The organism is Enterobacter sp. CRENT-193 (genome assembly GCF_002787395.1).
Classification (GTDB): Bacteria; Pseudomonadota; Gammaproteobacteria; order Enterobacterales; family Enterobacteriaceae; genus Enterobacter; species Enterobacter hormaechei_C.
In genome coordinates this window covers 2,563,668-2,583,708 of record NZ_CP024812.1, presented here as the reverse complement: position 1 = coordinate 2,583,708, position 20,041 = coordinate 2,563,668, and the positions used below count along the sequence as shown (strand labels likewise).

At 54.0% G+C, this 20,041-nt stretch carries 17 protein-coding genes and 1 pseudogene; 8 read left to right on the top strand and 10 right to left on the bottom strand.

The window, feature by feature from the left end; all coding sequences use genetic code 11:
• Window positions 1-226: 226 nt before the first annotated feature.
• Window positions 227-850: a transcriptional regulator RcsA gene (gene rcsA, locus CU081_RS12590; protein ID WP_003859584.1), complete on the top strand. Its 624-nt coding sequence runs from the start codon at window positions 227-229 to the stop codon at window positions 848-850.
• 99 nt (window positions 851-949) lie between these two features.
• Here rcsA and dsrB read toward each other — a convergent pair whose 3' ends face one another.
• Window positions 950-1,138, bottom strand: a complete 189-nt coding sequence (gene dsrB / locus CU081_RS12585) for a protein DsrB (protein WP_003859583.1) — start codon at window positions 1,136-1,138, stop codon at window positions 950-952.
• Window positions 1,139-1,266: 128 nt separating this feature from the next.
• Between dsrB and yodD the strand changes: the two genes are divergently transcribed.
• Window positions 1,267-1,494 carry a YodD family peroxide/acid resistance protein gene (gene yodD, locus CU081_RS12580; protein WP_017383339.1) on the top strand — a complete coding sequence of 76 codons (228 nt, stop codon included), beginning with the start codon at window positions 1,267-1,269 and terminating at the stop codon, window positions 1,492-1,494.
• A 295-nt stretch (window positions 1,495-1,789) separates the two neighbouring features.
• Window positions 1,790-2,590 carry a mannosyl-3-phosphoglycerate phosphatase-related protein gene (locus CU081_RS12575; RefSeq protein WP_003859579.1) on the top strand — a complete coding sequence of 267 codons (801 nt, stop codon included), beginning with the start codon at window positions 1,790-1,792 and terminating at the stop codon, window positions 2,588-2,590.
• Here CU081_RS12575 and dgcQ read toward each other — a convergent pair.
• The 3 genes and pseudogenes from dgcQ to CU081_RS12560 form a co-directional block, all read right to left on the bottom strand.
• Window positions 2,575-4,275: a cellulose biosynthesis regulator diguanylate cyclase DgcQ gene (gene dgcQ, locus CU081_RS12570; protein WP_003859577.1), complete on the bottom strand. Its 1,701-nt coding sequence runs from the start codon at window positions 4,273-4,275 to the stop codon at window positions 2,575-2,577. The two genes, CU081_RS12575 and dgcQ, sit on opposite strands and share 16 nt — an antisense overlap.
• A gap of 84 nt (window positions 4,276-4,359) precedes the next feature.
• Window positions 4,360-4,542, bottom strand: a complete 183-nt coding sequence (locus tag CU081_RS12565; protein ID WP_003859574.1) for a YodC family protein — start codon at window positions 4,540-4,542, stop codon at window positions 4,360-4,362.
• A gap of 77 nt (window positions 4,543-4,619) precedes the next feature.
• Window positions 4,620-5,535, bottom strand: a pseudogene (locus CU081_RS12560) (DUF808 domain-containing protein).
• A gap of 175 nt (window positions 5,536-5,710) precedes the next feature.
• On the opposite strand from CU081_RS12560, the gene yedA reads away from it, so the two are divergent.
• Complete coding sequence (gene yedA, locus CU081_RS12555; protein WP_003859569.1) at window positions 5,711-6,625, top strand: drug/metabolite exporter YedA; 915 nt, start codon at window positions 5,711-5,713, stop codon at window positions 6,623-6,625.
• Here yedA and CU081_RS12550 read toward each other — a convergent pair.
• From CU081_RS12550 to CU081_RS12540, 3 genes are read right to left on the bottom strand one after another with little or no spacing between them, the layout of a single operon-like run.
• Window positions 6,597-7,088 (bottom strand): very short patch repair endonuclease, encoded by a 492-nt coding sequence (locus CU081_RS12550; RefSeq protein ID WP_058647504.1) that lies wholly within the window; start codon window positions 7,086-7,088, stop codon window positions 6,597-6,599. The genes yedA and CU081_RS12550 overlap by 29 nt on opposite strands.
• On the bottom strand, window positions 7,069-8,502 hold the full coding sequence (locus CU081_RS12545) for a DNA cytosine methyltransferase (protein ID WP_057979973.1): 1,434 nt from the start codon (window positions 8,500-8,502) through the stop codon (window positions 7,069-7,071). The genes CU081_RS12550 and CU081_RS12545 overlap by 20 nt, the downstream gene beginning before the upstream one ends.
• A 43-nt stretch (window positions 8,503-8,545) precedes the next feature.
• Window positions 8,546-9,247 (bottom strand): phosphohydrolase, encoded by a 702-nt coding sequence (locus CU081_RS12540; RefSeq protein WP_003859564.1) that lies wholly within the window; start codon window positions 9,245-9,247, stop codon window positions 8,546-8,548.
• A gap of 284 nt (window positions 9,248-9,531) precedes the next feature.
• Between CU081_RS12540 and ompC the strand changes: the two genes are divergently transcribed.
• Window positions 9,532-10,698 (top strand): porin OmpC, encoded by a 1,167-nt coding sequence (ompC, locus tag CU081_RS12535; protein ID WP_003859562.1) that lies wholly within the window; start codon window positions 9,532-9,534, stop codon window positions 10,696-10,698.
• 55 nt (window positions 10,699-10,753) lie between these two features.
• On the opposite strand, the gene CU081_RS12530 is transcribed toward ompC, so the two are convergent.
• Complete coding sequence (locus tag CU081_RS12530; RefSeq protein WP_003859560.1) at window positions 10,754-11,617, bottom strand: N-acetylmuramic acid 6-phosphate etherase; 864 nt, start codon at window positions 11,615-11,617, stop codon at window positions 10,754-10,756.
• Window positions 11,618-11,770: 153 nt separating this feature from the next.
• Between CU081_RS12530 and CU081_RS12525 the strand changes: the two genes are divergently transcribed.
• Both CU081_RS12525 and dcuR read left to right on the top strand, forming a co-directional pair.
• Window positions 11,771-13,387 carry a sensor histidine kinase gene (locus CU081_RS12525; protein ID WP_003859558.1) on the top strand — a complete coding sequence of 539 codons (1,617 nt, stop codon included), beginning with the start codon at window positions 11,771-11,773 and terminating at the stop codon, window positions 13,385-13,387.
• Window positions 13,384-14,103: a two-component system response regulator DcuR gene (gene dcuR / locus CU081_RS12520; protein WP_003859556.1), complete on the top strand. Its 720-nt coding sequence runs from the start codon at window positions 13,384-13,386 to the stop codon at window positions 14,101-14,103. The genes CU081_RS12525 and dcuR overlap by 4 nt, the downstream gene beginning before the upstream one ends.
• Here dcuR and CU081_RS12515 read toward each other — a convergent pair.
• Both CU081_RS12515 and CU081_RS12510 read right to left on the bottom strand, forming a co-directional pair.
• Complete coding sequence (locus CU081_RS12515) at window positions 14,084-15,046, bottom strand: FAD:protein FMN transferase (protein WP_003859554.1); 963 nt, start codon at window positions 15,044-15,046, stop codon at window positions 14,084-14,086. The two genes, dcuR and CU081_RS12515, sit on opposite strands and share 20 nt — an antisense overlap.
• A 58-nt stretch (window positions 15,047-15,104) precedes the next feature.
• Window positions 15,105-17,885 carry a flavocytochrome c gene (locus CU081_RS12510; RefSeq protein ID WP_003859553.1) on the bottom strand — a complete coding sequence of 927 codons (2,781 nt, stop codon included), beginning with the start codon at window positions 17,883-17,885 and terminating at the stop codon, window positions 15,105-15,107.
• 610 nt (window positions 17,886-18,495) lie between these two features.
• Here CU081_RS12510 and CU081_RS12505 point away from each other — a divergent pair.
• Window positions 18,496-20,004: an anion permease gene (locus CU081_RS12505; protein ID WP_003859551.1), complete on the top strand. Its 1,509-nt coding sequence runs from the start codon at window positions 18,496-18,498 to the stop codon at window positions 20,002-20,004.
• The last annotated feature ends 37 nt before the right edge of the window (window positions 20,005-20,041 follow it).

Below are 20,041 nucleotides of genomic sequence, written 5' to 3'. Positions count from 1 at the left end.
ATATCTGACGCGGTTTAAATGTTTCTAACCACCTCACAATACTTAATATTTACTTTACTTTAAGATGATTCCTGGCAAATTATACGTAACTTTACGGGATAGTGAGTTCGCCTGAAAGTCTTTGTCATGCTCACAGGTTTTATTAGATTTTTTCCATCCCGTATGGCTGTTTATGAGCTCTCAGGCAGGTGGTGAATTATCGTTACGCATTGAGTGAGGGTATGCCATGTCAACGATCATTATGGATTTATGCAGCTACACCCGGCTAGGGTTAACCGGGTACTTAGCAAGCAGAGGGGTTAGAAAGAGAGACATCAACGATGCACACACCGTTGAAGAACTCGCAGCCGCTTGTGACGCCCACAAGCCCGGCGTGGTGTTTATTAATGAGGACTGTTTCATTCACGACCCCGCTAACAGTCAGCACATTAAGCAGATCATTAATCAGCATCCTAAGACCCTGTTCATTGTTTTTATGGCGATCGCCAATATTCATTTCGATGAGTATTTGTTGGTGCGTAAAAACTTATTAATCAGCTCGAAATCGATTAAACCAGAGTCACTTGATGACATTCTGGGCGATTATTTGAATAAAGAAGTTAAGAATGTAGGAGCGATTAACTTACCCACCCTATCATTAAGCAGAACTGAATCAAGTATGCTAAGAATGTGGATGGCTGGACAAGGGACAATTCAGATCTCAGACCAGATGAATATCAAGGCAAAAACAGTATCGTCACACAAAGGAAATATTAAAAGGAAAATTAAAACGCATAATAAGCAAGTGATATACCATGTCGTACGCCTGACAGATAATGTGACGAATGGGATTTTCGTTAATATGCGCTAATTTGCACGGCCATGTTGTACCCTACCTTGATCTCTGGCCTGGCCAGAGATTTTGCTTTTAAGCAGCCGGAGCCGGGGAGAAGACGCCCCCGACGCCGCCCTATTCCGCCGTTTCCACAAAGATCCCATCCGGGTGCCCCAGTTCGTTGAAGAACCAGATGCCGAGCGGGTAATCTTCCAGCGACACCAGATACATTGTGCCTTCATTAAACTCTTCTATTGCCAGAACCACGCCCGGGCGGCGCGGCCCACCGTCCGTTTTGACGGTTACCCGATCGTTGACCTTCATACATTCCTCCTGTGGTTTTGAGCCAGTGTAGAACAAATTACATTGCCTGGCATCGCCGCCTGGCGCGAATGGCGTTTTTGTGTGCGGTCTATACTTAGCTGTTGAGACGGTTAAATGAGGAGCCCGCCATGAAGACTGACAAAGAGTACAGCGACACCATTAAGCGTGAGGTTGAAGTGGATGTCGATGCCCTGCTTGCCGCCATCAATGAAATTAGTGAGTCCGAAGTTCATCGCGCGGAGGATAATTCAGACCGTGTCGTGGTCAATGGTCGGGATTACCATACCTACCGTGAACTGGCTGAAGCATTCGAGCTGGATATCCATGACTTTAGCGTCTCGGAGACGAACCGCTAAGACGAAAAAAATCCCGGTCAAGGGGATGACCGGGATCAAACTTGCTTATGCAAGAAGCACTTGTAAATTCGTTACACCAGGAAATCTGATGCAGGTAAGACATTATCCCCAACAGAATTGTCTTACAAGCATATATTCTCTTAGCGAATATTATATTTTATACATGTGAATTTTGGTTATGAGTATAAACCTGCGCTGCGTGTGGGTTTGTCGGGATCGTTTCCACTTAAACGGCGCTTCAATGCCTATTTTTTTTAAGATTTTTCTTAGGGAAAATCATCATCCGGGAGACATTATGCCTTCGCTTGAGGAGACTCTTCTTGTCTTTACCGACCTCGACGGCACGCTGTTGGATTTTCACACCCTTGACTGGCAGCCTGCGGCCCCGTGGCTGGAAAAATTAATGGATGAACAGATACCGGTCATTCTGTGCAGCAGCAAAACCGCGTCCGAGATGGATGACATCCAGCAGGAACTGGGGCTTGGCGGGCTGCCCTACATTGCGGAAAACGGCGCGGTGATCCAGCCTGACGTACGGTGGGAAAACGCCGCACGGTTCATCTCAGAAAAGAAGCATGACGATATCCGGCAGTGTATTGCCCGGGTACGCCAGGAGATGCATCTGAAATTCACCACCTTCGATGATGTGGACGAGCACGTAGTCGCCGAATGGACCGGGCTGAGCCGTCCCCGTTCGGTGCTTGCGCGCAAGCACGAGGCTTCCGTGACGCTGATCTGGCGTGACAGTGATGAACAAATGAGATACTTTGCCGCCGAACTCGCCCGGCAGCGGCTGAAGATCGTCCAGGGTGCACGCTTCTGGCATATTCTGGACACCTGCTGCGGCAAAGACGTGGCGGTTCACTGGCTTGTGGACCAGTATCGCCTGCACGAGGGCTACGAACCGACGACGCTGGGCCTGGGCGACGGCCCCAATGATGCCCCGCTGCTGGACAGCGTAGGCTTCGCCGTGGTGGTGAAAGGCTTCAACCGGGAGGGTATCAGCCTTATAAACAACGATCCAGCCCGGGTTTATCACACTCAGCACACCGGGCCGACCGGCTGGTGCGAGGGACTTGATTACTTTTTGAGGTGATCTTGCCAGATGACCCGGTTACGCCCGCGCTGTTTCGCCTCATACAGACGCGCATCGGCGGTGGATTGCAGATTTTCGAAGTGATAATTGCCCTTCTCCTGCGCACCAGAGACGCCAAACGACGCACTCACGCGCAGGGTGGTACTTTTCTTAATCAGGATCTCTTTGCTGTCGATACGCTCGCGGATCTGCTCTGCGACTTCCGCCGCCTCTTCAAGCGTCATGCCGGGCAGCACCACACAGAACTCTTCCCCCCCGACACGTCCGGCAATATCTTTATCACGGAGGGTGCTGGCAATCAGCCCCGCGGCATGGGACAACACCTTATCACCCGCCTGATGCCCGAACCGATCATTGATACTCTTGAAACAGTCAAGATCGATCTGAATGACCGAGAAAGGCAGCGACTGCTGTTCACACTGCTTCGCCAGTATTTTCGCCTGATCAAACAGCGATCCACGATTATTCAGCCGGGTCAGAGGGTCATGCCAGGCCTGCCATTGCAGCGAGTTCTGCATCGAATACATATTACTGACCATGCGCCGGATCACCAGCCATGAGATGAGCAGCATCGCGGTGAACAGCGCCCAAAGCAATGCCAGCACAATGCTGATGCTACCGAAATCGCCGCGCACCCCTTCATCCAGGGTGTGCACGCGCAGGATGACGCCATCAAAATGGTCAAGACGCTCCCAGCTGACAAAACGACTCCCCAGACGAATGCCGCCTTCGGAATCCGATTCTATCGCGTGCGCTATTTGGGCTAATTCGCGCGCGTCAAAATGATTAACGTCCACAGCAGGTGACTCAGATGTCGCAAGCAGGGTAAGCCGGCTGTCATACAGCTGGTATTCCCCTTCCGGGTTATCGCCCACGGCTTCCACCAGCAGGCGACGCAGGGTGGCAAAGGTGAAATCCATCGCCACCACGCCATACCAGACGTGATGGTAATAAACCGGCACGCTGGCGGTAATCAGCGGCTTTTTGCCCACAAAGGAGGAAGGCGGCGAGATAAACCAGCGCACGGCACGCGCACGGTTTTCACGCTCGGACTGTTGGGTAAACCAGGGCTGAGTGACCAGATGATAATAGCGCTGCACGATATCGCTGGAATTTCCCGGCGTATCCGTTTCCAGAAAGAATCCGGCGCGAGAGACATAAATCACGCGCTCTTCGTTGCGGGAAGGGCTGGATGCCAGACGCAGTAAATACCCCACTTCAAGCGCCGCGGACAATTCATTATCAAGGTACTCATCATCACGGTTCAGAAGAGTGGTCTTTTCAACGAAGGCATCCGAAACACCGTTGATCGGTAATGTGCGCCGTTTATCAACCGCAATTTGCCAGGTGGGAGACGTGCGCAAATGCGCAAAACGCTTTACCGCATCATGCAGCGCGCCAAACGCCAGCGGCGTTTCCAGCGCATCATGCATGCTGTGGCGAAAAAACAGCATTTTATCGACGCTGAACTGAAGCTGTCTGTCCAGCGCACTGGCAACCGTTTCAAGATGGTTACGCTGGCTGGAGATATAAGCATCTTCCAGTACCACAACTTCGCGCCAGGTCAGGAGAGTGGAAAAAATCAGGACAACGATAAAACAGAGGTTAACAATCAAACTGGGATTGCTACGCTTATGCAGCCACTGCAAAAAAGATTGTTTTACAACAAAGGTATCGTGCTGCACACACACTCCCTGATTGTCGCTCACCATCCGATATGATAAGTCTTCTGCCAGTAAAAACGCCCGGCAAGGCCGGGCGTTGTGTGATTAAGCCTTGTCGCGTTTTTGCCTTTTATTAGCAGGCTGAAGCTCGTCTTCACGAAAAGCCTCCCGCTTAATGCCGTATCCATCATGCCACCGACACTCCACCATTCCGCTGGAATACCCGGTGACGATCATGCCTGGACCACCATTTTTAGGCTTAACTTCATCACTGATCAAAAAGACCATACCTGCCTCCTGTATCAGGGTGAAACGTTTTCAATTTAGACGAGGAATAGTCTTTTTGCACCCGGGGTCAGCAATAATTAATGCGATTTCCCGCGTACTTTTTCAACCAGCTTAACAACGGCTACCACAATCAGACCGACGATAAAGCCCAGCACGAGGTTAAGCAGTGTGGGCAGGATCGCAGCGACTACCGCTCCCTGGCCTGACGCAAAATGTTCAATCATGTGATGCAGCGAAGCAACACCGTGCACGATAATTCCACCGCCGACCAGGAACATTGCCAGGGTTCCCACCACCGATAAGGTTTTCATCAGCCACGGCGCTACCACCAGCAGGCTTTTCCCGATGCCGCGCGCAATTGCGCTGGATTTTTTTTCCAGCCAGAAGCCGATATCGTCCAGCTTGACGATCAGCCCGACCAGACCATAAACCCCTATCGTCACGAGGATCGCAATGCCGGACAGGATCAGCACCTGGTTCATCAGAGGGGCTTCTGAGACGATCCCCAGCGTAATCGCCACAATTTCGGCCGAGAGGATGAAGTCAGTACGGATCGCGCCTTTGACCTTATCGCGCTCGAACGTTTTTGGATCCTGCGCGGCCAGCGCTTCCAGACGCTGCTGGCGCATTTCCGGGGTGTCTTTCTCTTTGCGTGCAGCGAACATATGCAACACTTTTTCGGCACCCTCGAAGCACAGGAACGCCCCGCCAATCATCAGCAGGGGCGTAATGGCCCAGGGTATAAAGGCGCTAATCAGCAACGCCAGCGGAACGAGGATCACCTTGTTAATAAAGGACCCTTTCGCTACGCCCCACACCACCGGCAACTCACGGTTCGCCCGCACGCCGCTGACCTGCTGCGCGTTCAACGACAAATCATCTCCCAGTACCCCGGCGGTTTTTTTTCGCCGCCAGTTTTCCCATAACCGAAATGTCATCCAGCAAGGTGGCGATATCATCCAGCAATGTTAATAAGCTACTTCCTGCCAAAATCTCTATCCTTCTTTTTTTGCTAATTAAGTGAATAGTATGGAACAAAACTCACCGCCCGGAAACAGGCACCTCACGTCAACAAAAATTTCACATTAACTACACAATTAAAGCACTCGCCAGCCCGATAGTTTTGGCGTTAACTATGAGCGAACTTTTTATTTCGTCATGAGGGACTATGCGTTTTCGGCATTTATTACCGCTCATTGGAGCACTCTTTTCTCTTTATATCATCTGGGGATCCACCTATTTTGTCATTCGTATAGGCGTGGAAAGCTGGCCCCCGCTGATGATGGCCGGTATTCGTTTCCTTACGGCCGGCGTGCTGCTGATGGCATTTTTATTGCTGCGCGGCCACAGGCTACCGCCGCTGCGTCCCTTGCTTAACGCCGCCCTGATTGGCCTGCTGCTGCTGGCGGTGGGCAATGGCGCGGTAACCGTCGCCGAGCACCAGAACGTACCGTCGGGCATCGCCGCCGTGGTCGTCGCGACCGTGCCGCTGTTTACGCTCTGCTTTAGTCGTCTCTTCGGGATCCGCACCCGTAAGCTCGAATGGCTGGGCATCGCGATTGGGCTTGTGGGTATCATCCTGCTGAACAGCGGCGGTAACCTGAGCGGGAACCCCTGGGCTGCCGTTCTGATCATGATCGGCTCCATGAGCTGGGCCTTCGGCTCGGTCTACGGTTCCCGCATCGAGCTGCCTTCCGGGATGATGGCGGGTGCCATTGAGATGCTCGCGGCAGGCATTGTGCTGCTGATGGCCTCCGCGTTGACGGGTGAAAAACTGACGGCGATGCCAGACCTTTCAGGTTTCCTGGCCGTCGGGTATCTGGCGCTGTTTGGCTCCATTATCGCCATTAACGCCTATATGTACCTGATCCGCAACGTCTCACCGGCGGTTGCCACCAGCTACGCCTACGTTAACCCGGTGGTGGCCGTGCTGCTGGGTACCGGTTTTGCGGGCGAAGTGCTGTCGACGATTGAATGGCTGGCGCTGGGCGTGATTGTCTTTGCCGTGGTGCTGGTCACGCTGGGTAAATATTTGCTGCCCGCGAAACCGATTGTTACGACGTGTGAGGTGGAGAAACCGTGATCGGGTGAATGCCCTGGGTATCGATCTGCGCGGCCTGACCGCCGCCGCAGATCCACTCTTCCAGCCGCTCCGTCAGTTCCACGTCATTCAGCTTCATTCTTCCGCGCAGCGCGCACTCCCAGACAATCATCACCCGCCAGCCCTGAGCGTAAAGCTGCGAAACATCGCGTTTATCACGCTCGACGTTCCTGCCAATTTTGTCCAGCCAGAAGTCGGTGCGTGTCGCCGGGACTTTAAACAGATAGCAGTCATGATGATGCCAGAAACAGCCGTGGGTAAAGATGATGCACTGGTACGCGTCGATGACGAAATCAGGACGCCCGGCAAGCGTGGCATCCTGAACCCTGAATTCAAACCCGACGGCGGTCAGGAGGCCCGCGATCCGTTTTTCGATCGCGGTATCACGCGTGCCGATGGCAAGCATGTTTTTACTGCGCGTGGCCTTATTGTGAACGTCCGCCATTGACGGCCTCACTCTGACGAAGCTGAACGGCCTTGCTGATACGTGAGGCCAGCAGTTTAGCTACGGCGGCAAAGGCGGGCACTACCACCGAGTTGCCAAACTGACGATAGGCCTGGGTGTCCGACACGGGGATGCGAAAACTGTAGCCCTGCGGCGTCTCAAAGCCCATTAAGCGAGCGCACTCGCGCGGCGTTAAGCGCCGCGGTCGGTGCTGTTGGTTCTGTGGATCGTCGAAATCTTTTTCGCCCAGCGCCTTATCCCAGCCCCGATCGATAAGAATTTCCGCGCCATCTTTGTAATAGCGCGCCGACAGCGTACGCGTCACGCTGTCAGGATTAAGCGGATTGACCATGCCAAACCCAAAGCCATTGCCTTTGGCCTGATGCTTTTTGGCATAGCGATAGAGGTATTTCCACAGCACCGGGGTCAGAATGAATTTTGCATCGACGGCCGGCTCCAGCAGATCGGCTACCGTCGGGCGGCGCGCCGGATACAGCGAAGGCAAATCACGCAGCGTAAAATCGCCTTTCAGGTTGAGATCGCGGCGGAAGCCCACCAGCACAATACGTTCGCGGTGCTGTGGCAGGAAGTGTTTGCCGTCGATAATTTTCGGATCGTCCGGCCCCATATCCTCTGCATCCGCCACGTCGTAACCCAGTTCATCCAGCGTTTGCATGATAATGCGGAAGGTTTTGCCGCCGTCATGACTCTTTAAATTCTTGACGTTCTCCAGCACAAAAATTGCCGGGCGGCGGGCATCAATAATCCGGGCAACGTCAAAAAACAGTGTGCCCTGCGTATCACAGGCAAAGCCGTGTGCGCGTCCCAGCGCGTTCTTTTTCGACACGCCAGCCAGCGAGAACGGCTGACACGGAAAGCCTGCCAGCAGCACATCGTGCGCCGGAATGGTATTGCGAATGTGTTCGGCGGCCTCTTCATCGCTGACGCCAGTTTTGTGGCTCAGCGTGACATCACGAATATCCGCGTTGAACTGGTGCGCGTCGGGGTCGCAATACCAGTTGGCTTTATAGGTACGGACGGCATGTTTATTCCATTCACTGGTGAACACACACTGCCCGCCAATAGCTTCAAAGCCATGGCGAATGCCGCCGATACCGGCAAAGAGATCGATAAAGCGAAAGGCATAATTCGGATGCGCAGCAGGAGGACGCGGCAGCAGGTTGCGCAGATAACGGAACTCGCCGTCGCTCAGGCGGTGCCCTGCCCTGTCGCTTATCAGCAACCGCTTGAGTATCGCCGGGCTCCAGTGACTCTCGCCATGGGCCACCAGCTGGTTTGCCAGCGTTTTAGCATCATACATTTCCAGCAGCTGACGCAGGAGTGCCTGCACGGCTGCCGTTGATTTCTCAACCCGCTCAGGCGCGGGCACAGTCACTGATCGATTTTCCTGCATTCTCTTAACCGGACAATAAAGACAGAAAACAGAGTACCACAGTTCAGGATCGCACACTGCGACGGAAATGGGTCAATATCTGGCTGTCGGTTCCGAGGTAATCGCCCTGTAATTCGGCACTCAGCTTCGCCATAAACTGGATCAGAAAATCGGCATTGTGACGCGCAAGTTTGCGCCCCCGCGCGGTTTGCATAGTGTCCGGCAGGCGCAGGAGTTTGGTCTGAAAGTGGTCGAGCGCGAAGGCTTTATCATCCAGCGCTCGTGTTCCGGCGAACGGGTCGTCGGCATCAAACAGCGCGGCGCCCAGCGCACCGGACACGGCAAAGACGCGCGCCAGGCCGATAGCGCCTAACGCCTCCAGCCGGTCGGCATCCTGCACAATTTTGGCCTCCAGGCTTTGCGGCGCGATACCGGCACTGAAGCTGTGCGCTTCAATAGCATGCACAACGGCTGCATAACGATCCGGCGGAAAATCAGGAAAGTCGCGACTGAGGATCTCGCGCGTTTTTCGCGCTGCCAGCCGCGAGGAGTGGCTACGTTCCGGGTGATTTTTCGGCAGGCTGACAATGTCATGGAAGTAGCATGCGGTCAACACAACCAGCGGATCGCTATCCTCGTCAGCCATAATACCCTGCGCCGTCATCCAGACGCGGCGAAAATGGGCGATATCGTGCGCCGCATCATCAGTAAAATGATTTTCGTCGAGCCAGCGCTCATAACGGTGCTGCCACTGCGCAAGTTCCATCATCCCATCCTGTTGCTCAAAAGAGAGTGAATTATAATACATCCGAATCAAAATCTTTAATAAATAGAATTGCGAAATACTTAATAATAATTACCCGCTATATTTTCAATTAATTAATTCACATGAAAAATAAAGAGATAAAAAGAAATATTTTGTAATATTTTTACCAGTTTAATTACATTTATTTTTGAACCTAAATAATAATCCATAGAATAGTATCAGCCATGTAGTTACGGAGGGTAATTACATATATTCAGACAATTTATATTTAAAGGGAATATATAATGAAAAGAAAAGTTCTGGCAATTCTTGTACCCGCGTTATTAATGGCTGGCGCAGCAAATGCAGCGGAAATGTATAACAAAAACGGCAACAAAGTTGACCTGTACGGTAAGGTTGATGCGCGTCATACCTTCTCCGACAACCCAGGCGACGACGGCGATGAAACCTATGTACAGGTGGGTTTCAAAGGCGAAACGCAGATCACGAACGACCTGACAGGTTACGGCCAGTGGGAATATAAAACCTACGCTAACGATACCGAAGGCGCAGGCGACACCTCTTTTAACCGTCTGGCCTTTGCTGGCCTGAAATACGGAGAATATGGCTCATTCGATTATGGCCGTAATTACGGCGTCGTGTATGACGTTGAAGCCTGGACCGATATGCTGCCGGTATTTGGTGGCGACTCCTATACCTGGACCGACAACTATATGGTTGGCCGTACTAACGGTGTGGCGACCTACCGTAATAATGACTTCTTCGGTCTGGTCGATGGCCTGAACTTTGCGCTGCAATACCAGGGTGCTAACGAAGGTGCTAACGCAAACGAAAATCAGGAAGGCACCAAAAACGGTCATGATGATGTTCGTTTCCAGAACGGCGACGGCTTCGGTATGTCTACCACCTATGACTTCGATTTCGGCCTGACGCTGGGTACGGCTTATTCTTCCTCTGACCGTACTAACGACCAGGTCGCTTACGGCGCTGGCACCTATAACCGCTTCAGCAAATATGCTGGCGGTGAACGTGCGGAAGCGTGGACAATCGGCGCTAAATACGATGCTAATGATGTCTATCTGGCCATGATGTATGCGGAAACCCGTAACATGACTCCGTACGGCAACGATGGCATCGCCAACAAAACCCAGAACTTTGAAGCCGTAGCACAGTACCAGTTTGACTTCGGTCTGCGTCCATCCCTGGCGTGGGTCTATTCTAAAGGCATCGATTTGGGTGGTAACGATTATCATCCAGGCAATGGTTATGACTATGTAGACCAGGATCTGGTTAACTATATCGACGTGGGCATGACCTACAGCTTCAACAAGAACTTCTCCACCTACGTTGATTATAAAATCAACCTGCTGGACGAAGATGATGCCTTCTACAATGACAACGGTATTTCTACCGATGACATCGTTGGCGTAGGCATGACCTACCAGTTCTAAGCACTATCAAAATTAAAGCCCGCGATGCGGGCTTTTTTTATTTGACACTGAAATGTTATGGCGCTTCCTGCAAGGCCAGGCGAACAAACCCGTTATTCTGCGCCAGCAATTCATGCGCTTTCCAGGCATTCAGACCCGTCAGCACCATCAGTACCGCCGTTTTGCACTGGTGGTTACAGCTTTCCAGCGCGGCCTTCGCCTGCGCCCGGCTACATCCCCCCGCTTCCATCACAATGGCAATTTGTCGTTCGGCCCATCTGGTGTTGCTTGCCTCCAGATCAACGCGCAGGTTGCTGTACACCCGTCCTGTCCGTACCGCCAGACCGGTGGTGATCATATGCAGGATCATGCTTTGCGCAATGCCTGCTTTAGCGTTGGTATACCCGGCCACCACATCCGCGCCCAGATCGGGAGCAATGACCATACTCGCCAGCTGCGCCGCTTCACTTTGCGCATCCTCCGTAATGAGCGCAACCGTTGAGCCCAGAGACCACGCATGACGCATCGCGCCCCATACCCATGGGGTTTTGCCGCTGACGGACAGCGCCAGCATCATGTCATGCTCGCCAAATTCTATCGTCTGAAGGTCGGCAACGCCGCTCGCGTAGCTTCCGGCGTTATCGCCTGCTGTCATCGCAATGACGGGGTGTTTGCCCGGCGCAAACGCTTCTGCCGCCTGCTCAGCCACGCGTCCGGACGCGCCCGCGCCGGTCAGCACCAGACGTCCGCCGTGGCTAAGCGTCGCCGCCGCGTTATCCACCACGCGGGCCAGCATACTTAAGTGTGGGGTAAGTGCAGAAGAGATTTGCGCGTCATCCTGGTGTATGACATTAAGCATATCCAGCGTCGATAATCTGTCGATGTTCATCGTGCTGGCGTGCCGTCTTTCCCTGGCCGTACCGGTAAGCATAATGCTCATAAACTGCCTCCTTATTATGAGTACCCACACACTATAAAGTGTTTTATATAGGTCACCTGAGAGGAGGCTCACGAAACGCCTCTCTTTACATGGCTTTATGAAACGCCCGTCATCAGCGATAATTAGCCCTTTCTTTTTCATCGCGGAGTGTTGATGAGCGATTTGCAGCCTTTCCCCCCGACGCGCAAGCGCCCTATGAAGCTGAATACGCTGGTTACGCTGATGGTGTGCGCGATTATCGGCTCGGTGCTGCTGGTGGTCTTCGCGCTGTACTCTGTGCAGATCACCCGCGCCACGCGCGATGACGTGAAAGATACCGCGCTGGGTATCGCCCGGACGCTGGCCGACAGCCCGGAGATCAAGCGTGGCCTGATGGAATCGCCGCAGGCCAACATCATCCAGCCGATTGCCGAGGCGGTGACGAAGCGCAACGACCTGTTGTTTACCGTGGTCACCGACCTGCGTGGGATCCGCTATTCCCATCCAAACGAAGCGCTGTTAGGTTTGCATTTTATTGGCGACGATCTGACGCCCGCCCTGGAAGGGAAAGAGAACGTCTCCGTTAACCGCGGTGCGCTCGCGGAAGCGCTGCGCGTCTTTACCCCCGTGTATGACGACCAGCACGACCAGATCGGCGTGGTGGTGGTGGGTATTTCGCTGAATAAAGTTGAAGATCAGATTGCCCGCGGGCGGCTCAACGCCGTGTGGACCATCTTATTCAGCGTTCTGATGAGCTCAGTGGCGATCTGGGGTCTGGTCCGGGTTCTGAAACGTATCCTCTTTGGGCTGGAGCCTTACGAGATCTCAGCCCTCTTTGAGCAGCGCCAGGCCATGTTGCAGTCCCTGCGCGAAGGCGTGATGGCCGTGGATATGCACGGGCGCGTGACGATGATTAACCACACCGCCAGAGAGATTTTGCTCCTGAGCTCGGGTGAGCACTCCGAGAGCAGCGGCGAACCACTGCTGGCCAGCCTGCGGGAAGTGGCGAAAACCGGCATTGCTCGCCAGGATCAGGAGATCGGCTGTAACGGACGGCTACTGCTGTGCAACATGGTCCCCGTGAAAAGCCAGAATCAGGTGATCGGGGCAATCAGCACCTTCCGCGATAAGACCGAAATCAGCCAGTTAATGCAGCGTATCGATGGCATGGTCAACTATGTTGATGCCCTGCGCTCCCATACGCATGAGTTTATGAACAAGCTGCACGTGATCCTCGGCCTGCTGCACATGAAGCGCTACGATAAGCTGGAGGAGTACATCATCCAGACCGCGCAGAATTATCAGACGGATATCGGCGCGATACAGCGCAAAGTTAAATCGCCGGTCATTGCGGGTTTCCTGCTGGGTAAAATTAACCGCGCCAAAGAAGCCGGAGTGACCCTGACGCTGGCGGAGGAGAGTCAGCTTCCTGACACCGCCAATGAAGAGCAGGTTGCGGTGCTGATCACCGTGCTGGGCAATTTAATCGAAAATGCCCTGGATGCGATGGAAGGCCAGCCGGAAGGCGAGATCGGCCTGCTGCTGCATTATCAGAACGGCTGGCTGAGCGGTGAGGTCAGCGATGACGGTCCCGGTATTGATCCCGAGCGGCTGGAGGCTATTTTTACAAAGGGCTACTCAACAAAAGGTGAAAACCGCGGCGTTGGGCTGTTCCTTGCGCGTCAGCAGATCCAGAATCTGGGCGGAGATATTACCGTCGAGTCTGAACCTGGCGTATTTACCCAATTTTTTGTTCAGATCCCCTGGGATAGCGAGAGGAATATCGCGTGATAAATGTGTTAATTGTCGATGATGACGCCATGGTAGCCGACCTCAACCGTCTGTATGTTAACCGCGTTGAGGGTTTTAGCTGCTGCGGCGTCGCTTCCACGCTCAACCAGGCCGAGGCGTTGATCGCCAACCCAGGCCAGCCGATCGATCTGGTGCTGCTGGATGTCTATATGCAGCAGGATAACGGGCTGGATCTGCTCCCCATCATTCGCGCGTCGGGTCGCCCGATTGACGTCATCATGATCTCGTCGGCCTCCGACGCCGCAACAATCCAGACGTCCATGCACTATGGCGTGGTGGATTACCTGATTAAACCATTCCAGTTCCCGCGTTTTGAAGAGGCGCTGAACGGCTGGAAGGCAAAGCGCAGCCTGATGGGATCGCATCAGTATTATGAACAGGCCGACGTCGACAGGCTGATCCACGGCGGCGCGCCGGAGCTGGCTGACAGCAAAAAATTACCGAAAGGCCTAACGCCGCAGACGCTGCGCACCATTTGCCAGTGGATCGACAGCCATCCGGAGATAGAATTTTCCACCGACGATCTGGCGAATGCGGTCAACATTTCCCGCGTCTCCTGCCGCAAGTACCTGATCTGGCTGGCGCAAATTAATATCCTGTTCACCAGCATTCATTACGGCGCTACCGGCCGACCGGTATATCGATACCGTTTGCAGCCGGAACAGGTCGGACTGCTCAAACAGTACTGCCAGTAATTCGGTAGCTGTCGTCCAGAAGGGTAAAACGGAAGTGGTGCATCGAGGAGATCACCACTTCTTTTGTTTTGGTGACAAAAATGGCTTCAATATCGGGGCGCGAACGCAGCGCGGCGCAGCCCTTTTCCACACCCATGCCGTAGATCAGCGTGGTCCAGATATCGCCGTCGAGGGAGTCTTGCGAAATAATCGTCACGCTGTCCAGTTCGTTATCCAGCGGGTAGCCGGTGCGCGGGTCAAGTATGTGGTGATAACGTTTGCCGTTCTGCTCGAAATAGCGCTCATAGGTGCCTGACGTCACCACCGACCGGTTCTCTACCGTCATAGCGCCAATCAGCGCGTCACCGGCGAACGGTTTTTTCAGGCCGACGCGCCAGCCGCCCTCCGGCGAACCTAACGTCTGGACGTTGCCGCCAAGGTTGATCAGCCCAAGTTCAACGCCCTCTTTATGCAGGTGATCCCGCACCCTGTCGGCGATATAGCCTTTAGCAATAGCACCCAGATCGATCTCCATTCCCTGGCGAGTAAGAAACACGCTGCTATTGGCTTCATCCAGCACCACGTCCGCAGGATCCGTGATGCCCATCAAGGCGGCGATCTCGTCCGCGGGCGGTACAGCGTCCCCCTTAAAGCCAATTTTCCAGCATTTCACCAGCGGGCCGATCGCCAGGTTAAAGGCGCTGCCTTTAAGCAGGCTTGCCGCTTTCGCGCAGCGGATCAGCTCAAACACCGGACGACTGACGGCAACCGGATGCTGGCCGGCCGCATGGTTGATGTCCATTACCTGGGAGTGCGCACGGTTAACGGTGAGCAGATCTTCGTACTGTTTGATCAGGCGAAACACGCGGGAGGCAAGCGCTTCGTCATGCGAAAAGAGTTTCAGGAGGATGGGCGATCCCATCAGAACGGCGGAGTAGCTGTAAACGCGATGGCTATCAGGCATTGCATGAGTCCTCAGGTGTAGCCCCGGCAGGCACCGCGCCGCCGGGGAAACAGGAGCCTTACCGTGTTTTCGAACGCATAGCCGCCTGATGTCCTGCAAGCGTACCAAAAATAATGATATCTGCCACCGCATTACCGCCGATGCGGTTACCGCCGTGGATGCCACCAACAACCTCACCCGCAGCAAACGCTCCCGGCAATACGTTATGGTTGCTGTCCAGCACGCAGGTATCGGTATTGATGGTCACGCCGCCCATGGTGTGGTGAACCCCTGGTGCAATCTGAATGGCGTAGAACGGCCCTTCGTTGATTGGCGCACGCAGCGCGGTGGTACGTCCAAAGTCGTCATCGTGCTGTTTCTCCACAAAGCCGTTGTAGCGTTCCAGCGTTGCCAGGAACTGGTGGTGATCCATCCCCAGCGCTTCCGCCAGGGCTTTTGGCGAACTGGCGCTGGTAACAAACCCTTTCGCGATGTACTCATCCGCGGCTTTATTTTTGACGCGAACATGCTCGTCAAAGACGATGTAAGCGTATTTCTCCGGCAGCGCGATGATTGACGCCGAGACTTTATCGCGGGTCTCCATTTCGTTAAAGAATCGGTTGCCCTGCTGGTTTACCAGAATCGCCCCGCCGCCGCGGATGGATTCGGAAATCAGATACGACGTTTTCTGCTCAACGGTTGGGTGGATCTGAATTTCGCCCATATCCACTGTGCCCGCACCGATACGCTCCAGCAGCGCGATACCGCCCCCGGTCGCCCCTTTGTGGTTAGTGGTAACGAACCCTGCCAGATCCGGACGGTATTTCACCACCATCTGGCTGTTGGCGCTGAAGCCACCCGTTGCGACAATCACGCTTTTGGTTGCCACGGTGAGGGTTTCGTTCTCTTCGGTGGTCAGACGCACGCCGGTCACTTCGCCGTTTTCGAAGATGATGTCGCTCACGGAGGTATCCAGCATCACCTCGATGTTGCGCTTGTTGACGTTACGCACCAGGCCGCTGATCAGATACCCGCCCACTGCGGAACCGTCTTTCGGACGGTGCGTACGGTCGATGCTCATCCCGCCGGTGGTGGTGATGTCGTTCAGCATAATGCCGCGCGTTGCCAGCCATTCGATGGCCTGCGGCGCGTTCTCGACAAAGCGACGCAACAGTTCAGGGTTGTTCTTATTGCCACCGCCTTTCAGGCTTTCCTGGTAGAACAGCTCTTTGCTGTCCTGAATGCCCTTCACGCGCTGGAAGCGGGTCTCCGCCGCGTTCATCCCGGCAGAGGCTTTAATGGTGTTCCCGCCAATAGTCGGCATTTTCTCAACGATCAGCACGCTCGCGCCTTCGTCGTGAGCCTGAATCGCCGCCGCCAGACCGGCGCCGCCGCTGCCGACCACCACCACGTCCACGCTTTTAGTCTCATTCGGGTCAGCGCCCTCTTCTGCCGCCAGCGCTTTGCTGGATTTCAGCATCGCCTTCGAGACCGCTTTTTTCACCGCCTCGCTCTGGCTGGTTGCGCCGGTGATAGCATCCACGTGCGGGGTGTTGGCATCCAGAATACGGGAGCGGATCTCTTCGAAGCTGGTGTCAAATTCGACGTCTTCACTCGGGCCGGAGGCCAGTTCGATATCGGCGATGCGGTCGGTTTCGAGGCTGACGTTAATTACCAGTTCGTTAGCATCGTCCTGCACTTTTTCAATAAAGGTGCCCGGTTTGAATTTAGATTCGCCCATGCTCATGTCGCGGATCATCGCTTCCACCAGCGAGAAGCGCCACAGCGGTTCCGGGATGCTCAGTTCTTCGCGTCGGGTACTGTCCATAAACAGCTCCAGGCTTTCGCCCGCCGCGATGCGATCGGTCCAGTCCGGATAGGCGATGGTGGCACGACCAACGGCAATCAGGTCGTAACCGTGATCCAGCGCTTCATTCACATCCGTGGCATTCACCACGCCGCCAACGCCCATCACCGGTACCTGAGCCAGCGTGTCTGAGCGCATGGCGCAGTATTTTTCGATAAGTGGCGTCGGGTCCTGAGTATCGACGATAGAAGGACGCAGGGCGGCGCCAAGGGAAAAGTGGAGATAATCCACCCCGCGCGCGGCCAGTTTTTCCAGCAGATACAGGGTATCTTCGAAGCGAATGCCCGGGACTTCCAGCTCTTCCGGAGAGAAACGGTAGCCAATGATAAACGCGTCGTCCGCGTACTGGCGCACCATCTTGTGGGTAATGTCCAGCACCGCCAGCGGGAATTTCGCGCGGTTTTCGCGGCTGCCGCCCCACTCGTCGTCGCGCTGGTTGGAGTTCGGGGAGAAGAACTGCTGGATCAGATAGGTATTCGCCCCGTGGATTTCGACGCCGTCGAACCCGGCCTGAATTGCGCGGCGCACGGCTTCGCCAAACTTGCCGATCATGCCTTCCACCTCTTCCGCGGTCAGGGCAACCGGCGTGGCGGCACCGTCACGCGGCGCGGCAACGGCGCTTGGGCCAACCGGCGTGCGACCGCCGATCAGTTTTGGGTCGACCATACGGCCGCCGTGGTAGATTTGCAGCAGGGCTTTGGAGCCTTTTGACTTGATGGCGTCAGCGATTTTTGCCAGCCCGGCGATTTTCTCGTCGTTATCAATGCCAATTGCGCCCGGGAACGCCAGGCCGAGATCGTCAACAAAACAGCACTCAACGATGATGGTGCCGATGCTGCCCGCGCGGGCGCGGTAGTACTCCACCAGCTCGCTGGTCACGGTGCCATCGTAATAACCGGTACAGGTTGTCATCGGGGCCATTAACAAACGGTTTTTCAGTTCAGTACCATTCGGTAATGTGAAGGGGCTTAAAATACGTTCGTTAGTGCTCATAATAGAAACTCCAAACTTTAAAAAATTAAGAATTCGTTATCGGGATGATTTTTTTATTTCGTGTCTTTTGCCGATGTCATGATAGTAATATAAAGCTTTTTTTAGTTTCTAAAGCCATTACGTTAGTTAATAAACTATTTAATCCCTTCGATAACATTAATAACACATTGGTGTTAGCGGGAATGTTTTACTCGTTCACAATAATTTAAAAAAAGTTAAATCACAAAAGGTCAAACCAATACACCACAACTATCAAAAAACCAAATAAAACAACAACAAGCAAAAGCACCAAAATTTAAATGTTATAATTTTGATACATAAAATGCGTAAAATCAGCGAATAACCACACTACTCAGAGTGGTTATTATAAAAAATATAAAAATAGCCATTCAGTTCCGTTTTTTTGATCGTGATCAATAGTTATGGCATTCAAAAGAGCAATATAAAAACATCATCATTTTTTATTTGGCGCAAACAAAAATGCGTTAAATCGCTATTACTGAAAACACAAAAACGCACCTTAAATAACTAAAAAAAGCAAAACGAATAAAGCAATCGAATTTGTGTTTTCGATGTACGACGAATTTTTGACAACTTAAGACGTGAAACTATGAAAACAAAAACTGCTGTAACGCCTCCTGCGGCGAATCTGGCATCAAATGGAACAGCAAAACGCCTGCTGATGATGGCCCTGCCCGTCATTGTTGCCGTCCTGCTGTTGTTTGTTCCCGTTCCGGACGGGCTGCCGCCTTATGCGTGGCACTACTTCGCCATCTTTGTCGGCGTCATCGTCGGGTTAATTTTCGAACCGCTGCCGGGCGCCGTGATCGGTCTTACCGGCGTCGTGGCGATTGCGCTGTGCAGCCAGTGGGTGCTCTTTAGCCCGGAACAGCTGGCTGACCCAAAATTCAAGCTGGCGGGCGCCTCCTTTAAATGGGCGGTCAGCGGGTTTGGTAACTCCACCGTGTGGCTGATCTTCGGTGCCTTTATGTTTGCTGCGGGCTACGACAAAACCCGCTTCGGCCGCCGCCTGGCGCTGATACTGGTGAAATATCTGGGCCGTCGCAGCCTGACGCTCGGTTACGCCATTACCTTCGCAGACCTGCTGCTGGCCCCGTTTACCCCGTCCAATACCGCGCGCAGCGGTGGGACCATCTACCCGATCATCGCCAACCTGCCGCCGCTGTACGGTTCAAAACCCAACGACCCAAGCGCGCGCAAAATCGGTTCGTATCTGATGTGGGTGGCAATTACCGCGGCCTGTATCACCAGCTCGATGTTCCTTTCCGCTCTGGCACCTAACCTGCTGGCGCTGGCGCTGGTAAAAAGCACGGTCGGAATTGATATCTCCTGGGGGACCTGGTTCCTCGCCTTCCTGCCGCTGGGTATTCTGCTGATCCTGACCATGCCGCTGCTGGCTTACTGGTTCTACCCGCCGGAAGTGAAGGTAAACAACGAAGTACCGTTATGGGCGACCCGTGAACTGGAAAAACTGGGCAAACTGTCGCGCAATGAGATCCTGCTGCTGGTGTTCGTGTGCTGTGCGCTGCTGATGTGGATCTTCGCCGCCGCATGGATTGAGCCCGCGATGGCTGCCCTGCTCATCGTCGGCCTGATGCTGTGGACCGGCGTGCTGGAGTGGAACGACATCACCGGCAACAAAGCCGCCTGGAACACCTTCGTCTGGTTCGCCACCCTGGTGGCGCTGGCGGATGGCCTCTCCTCCACCGGTTTTATCAGCTGGCTGGGTAAAGAAGGCGGCCTGCTGATGAGCGGTATTTCTCCGGGTGTCGCCACCATTGTGCTGCTGCTGGCGTTCTACCTGCTGCACTATCTGTTTGCCAGCACCACCGCGCACACCACGGCGCTGCTGCCTGCGATGCTGACTATCGCCTCCACCATTCCGGGCATGAATATGGAAGTGTTCGTCCTGCTGATGGTGACCTCACTGGGCGTGATGGGGATCATCACCCCCTACGGTACGGGTCCAAGCCCGATTTACTACGGTAGCGGTTACCTGCCAACCAAAGACTACTGGCGCCTCGGCACCATCTTCGGTGCCATCTTCCTGGCGGCCCTGCTGCTGATTGGTTACCCGTGGATGTCCATGATGTTCTGATTCCTGACCGCCGGACATATCCTCCGGCGGTTTTATT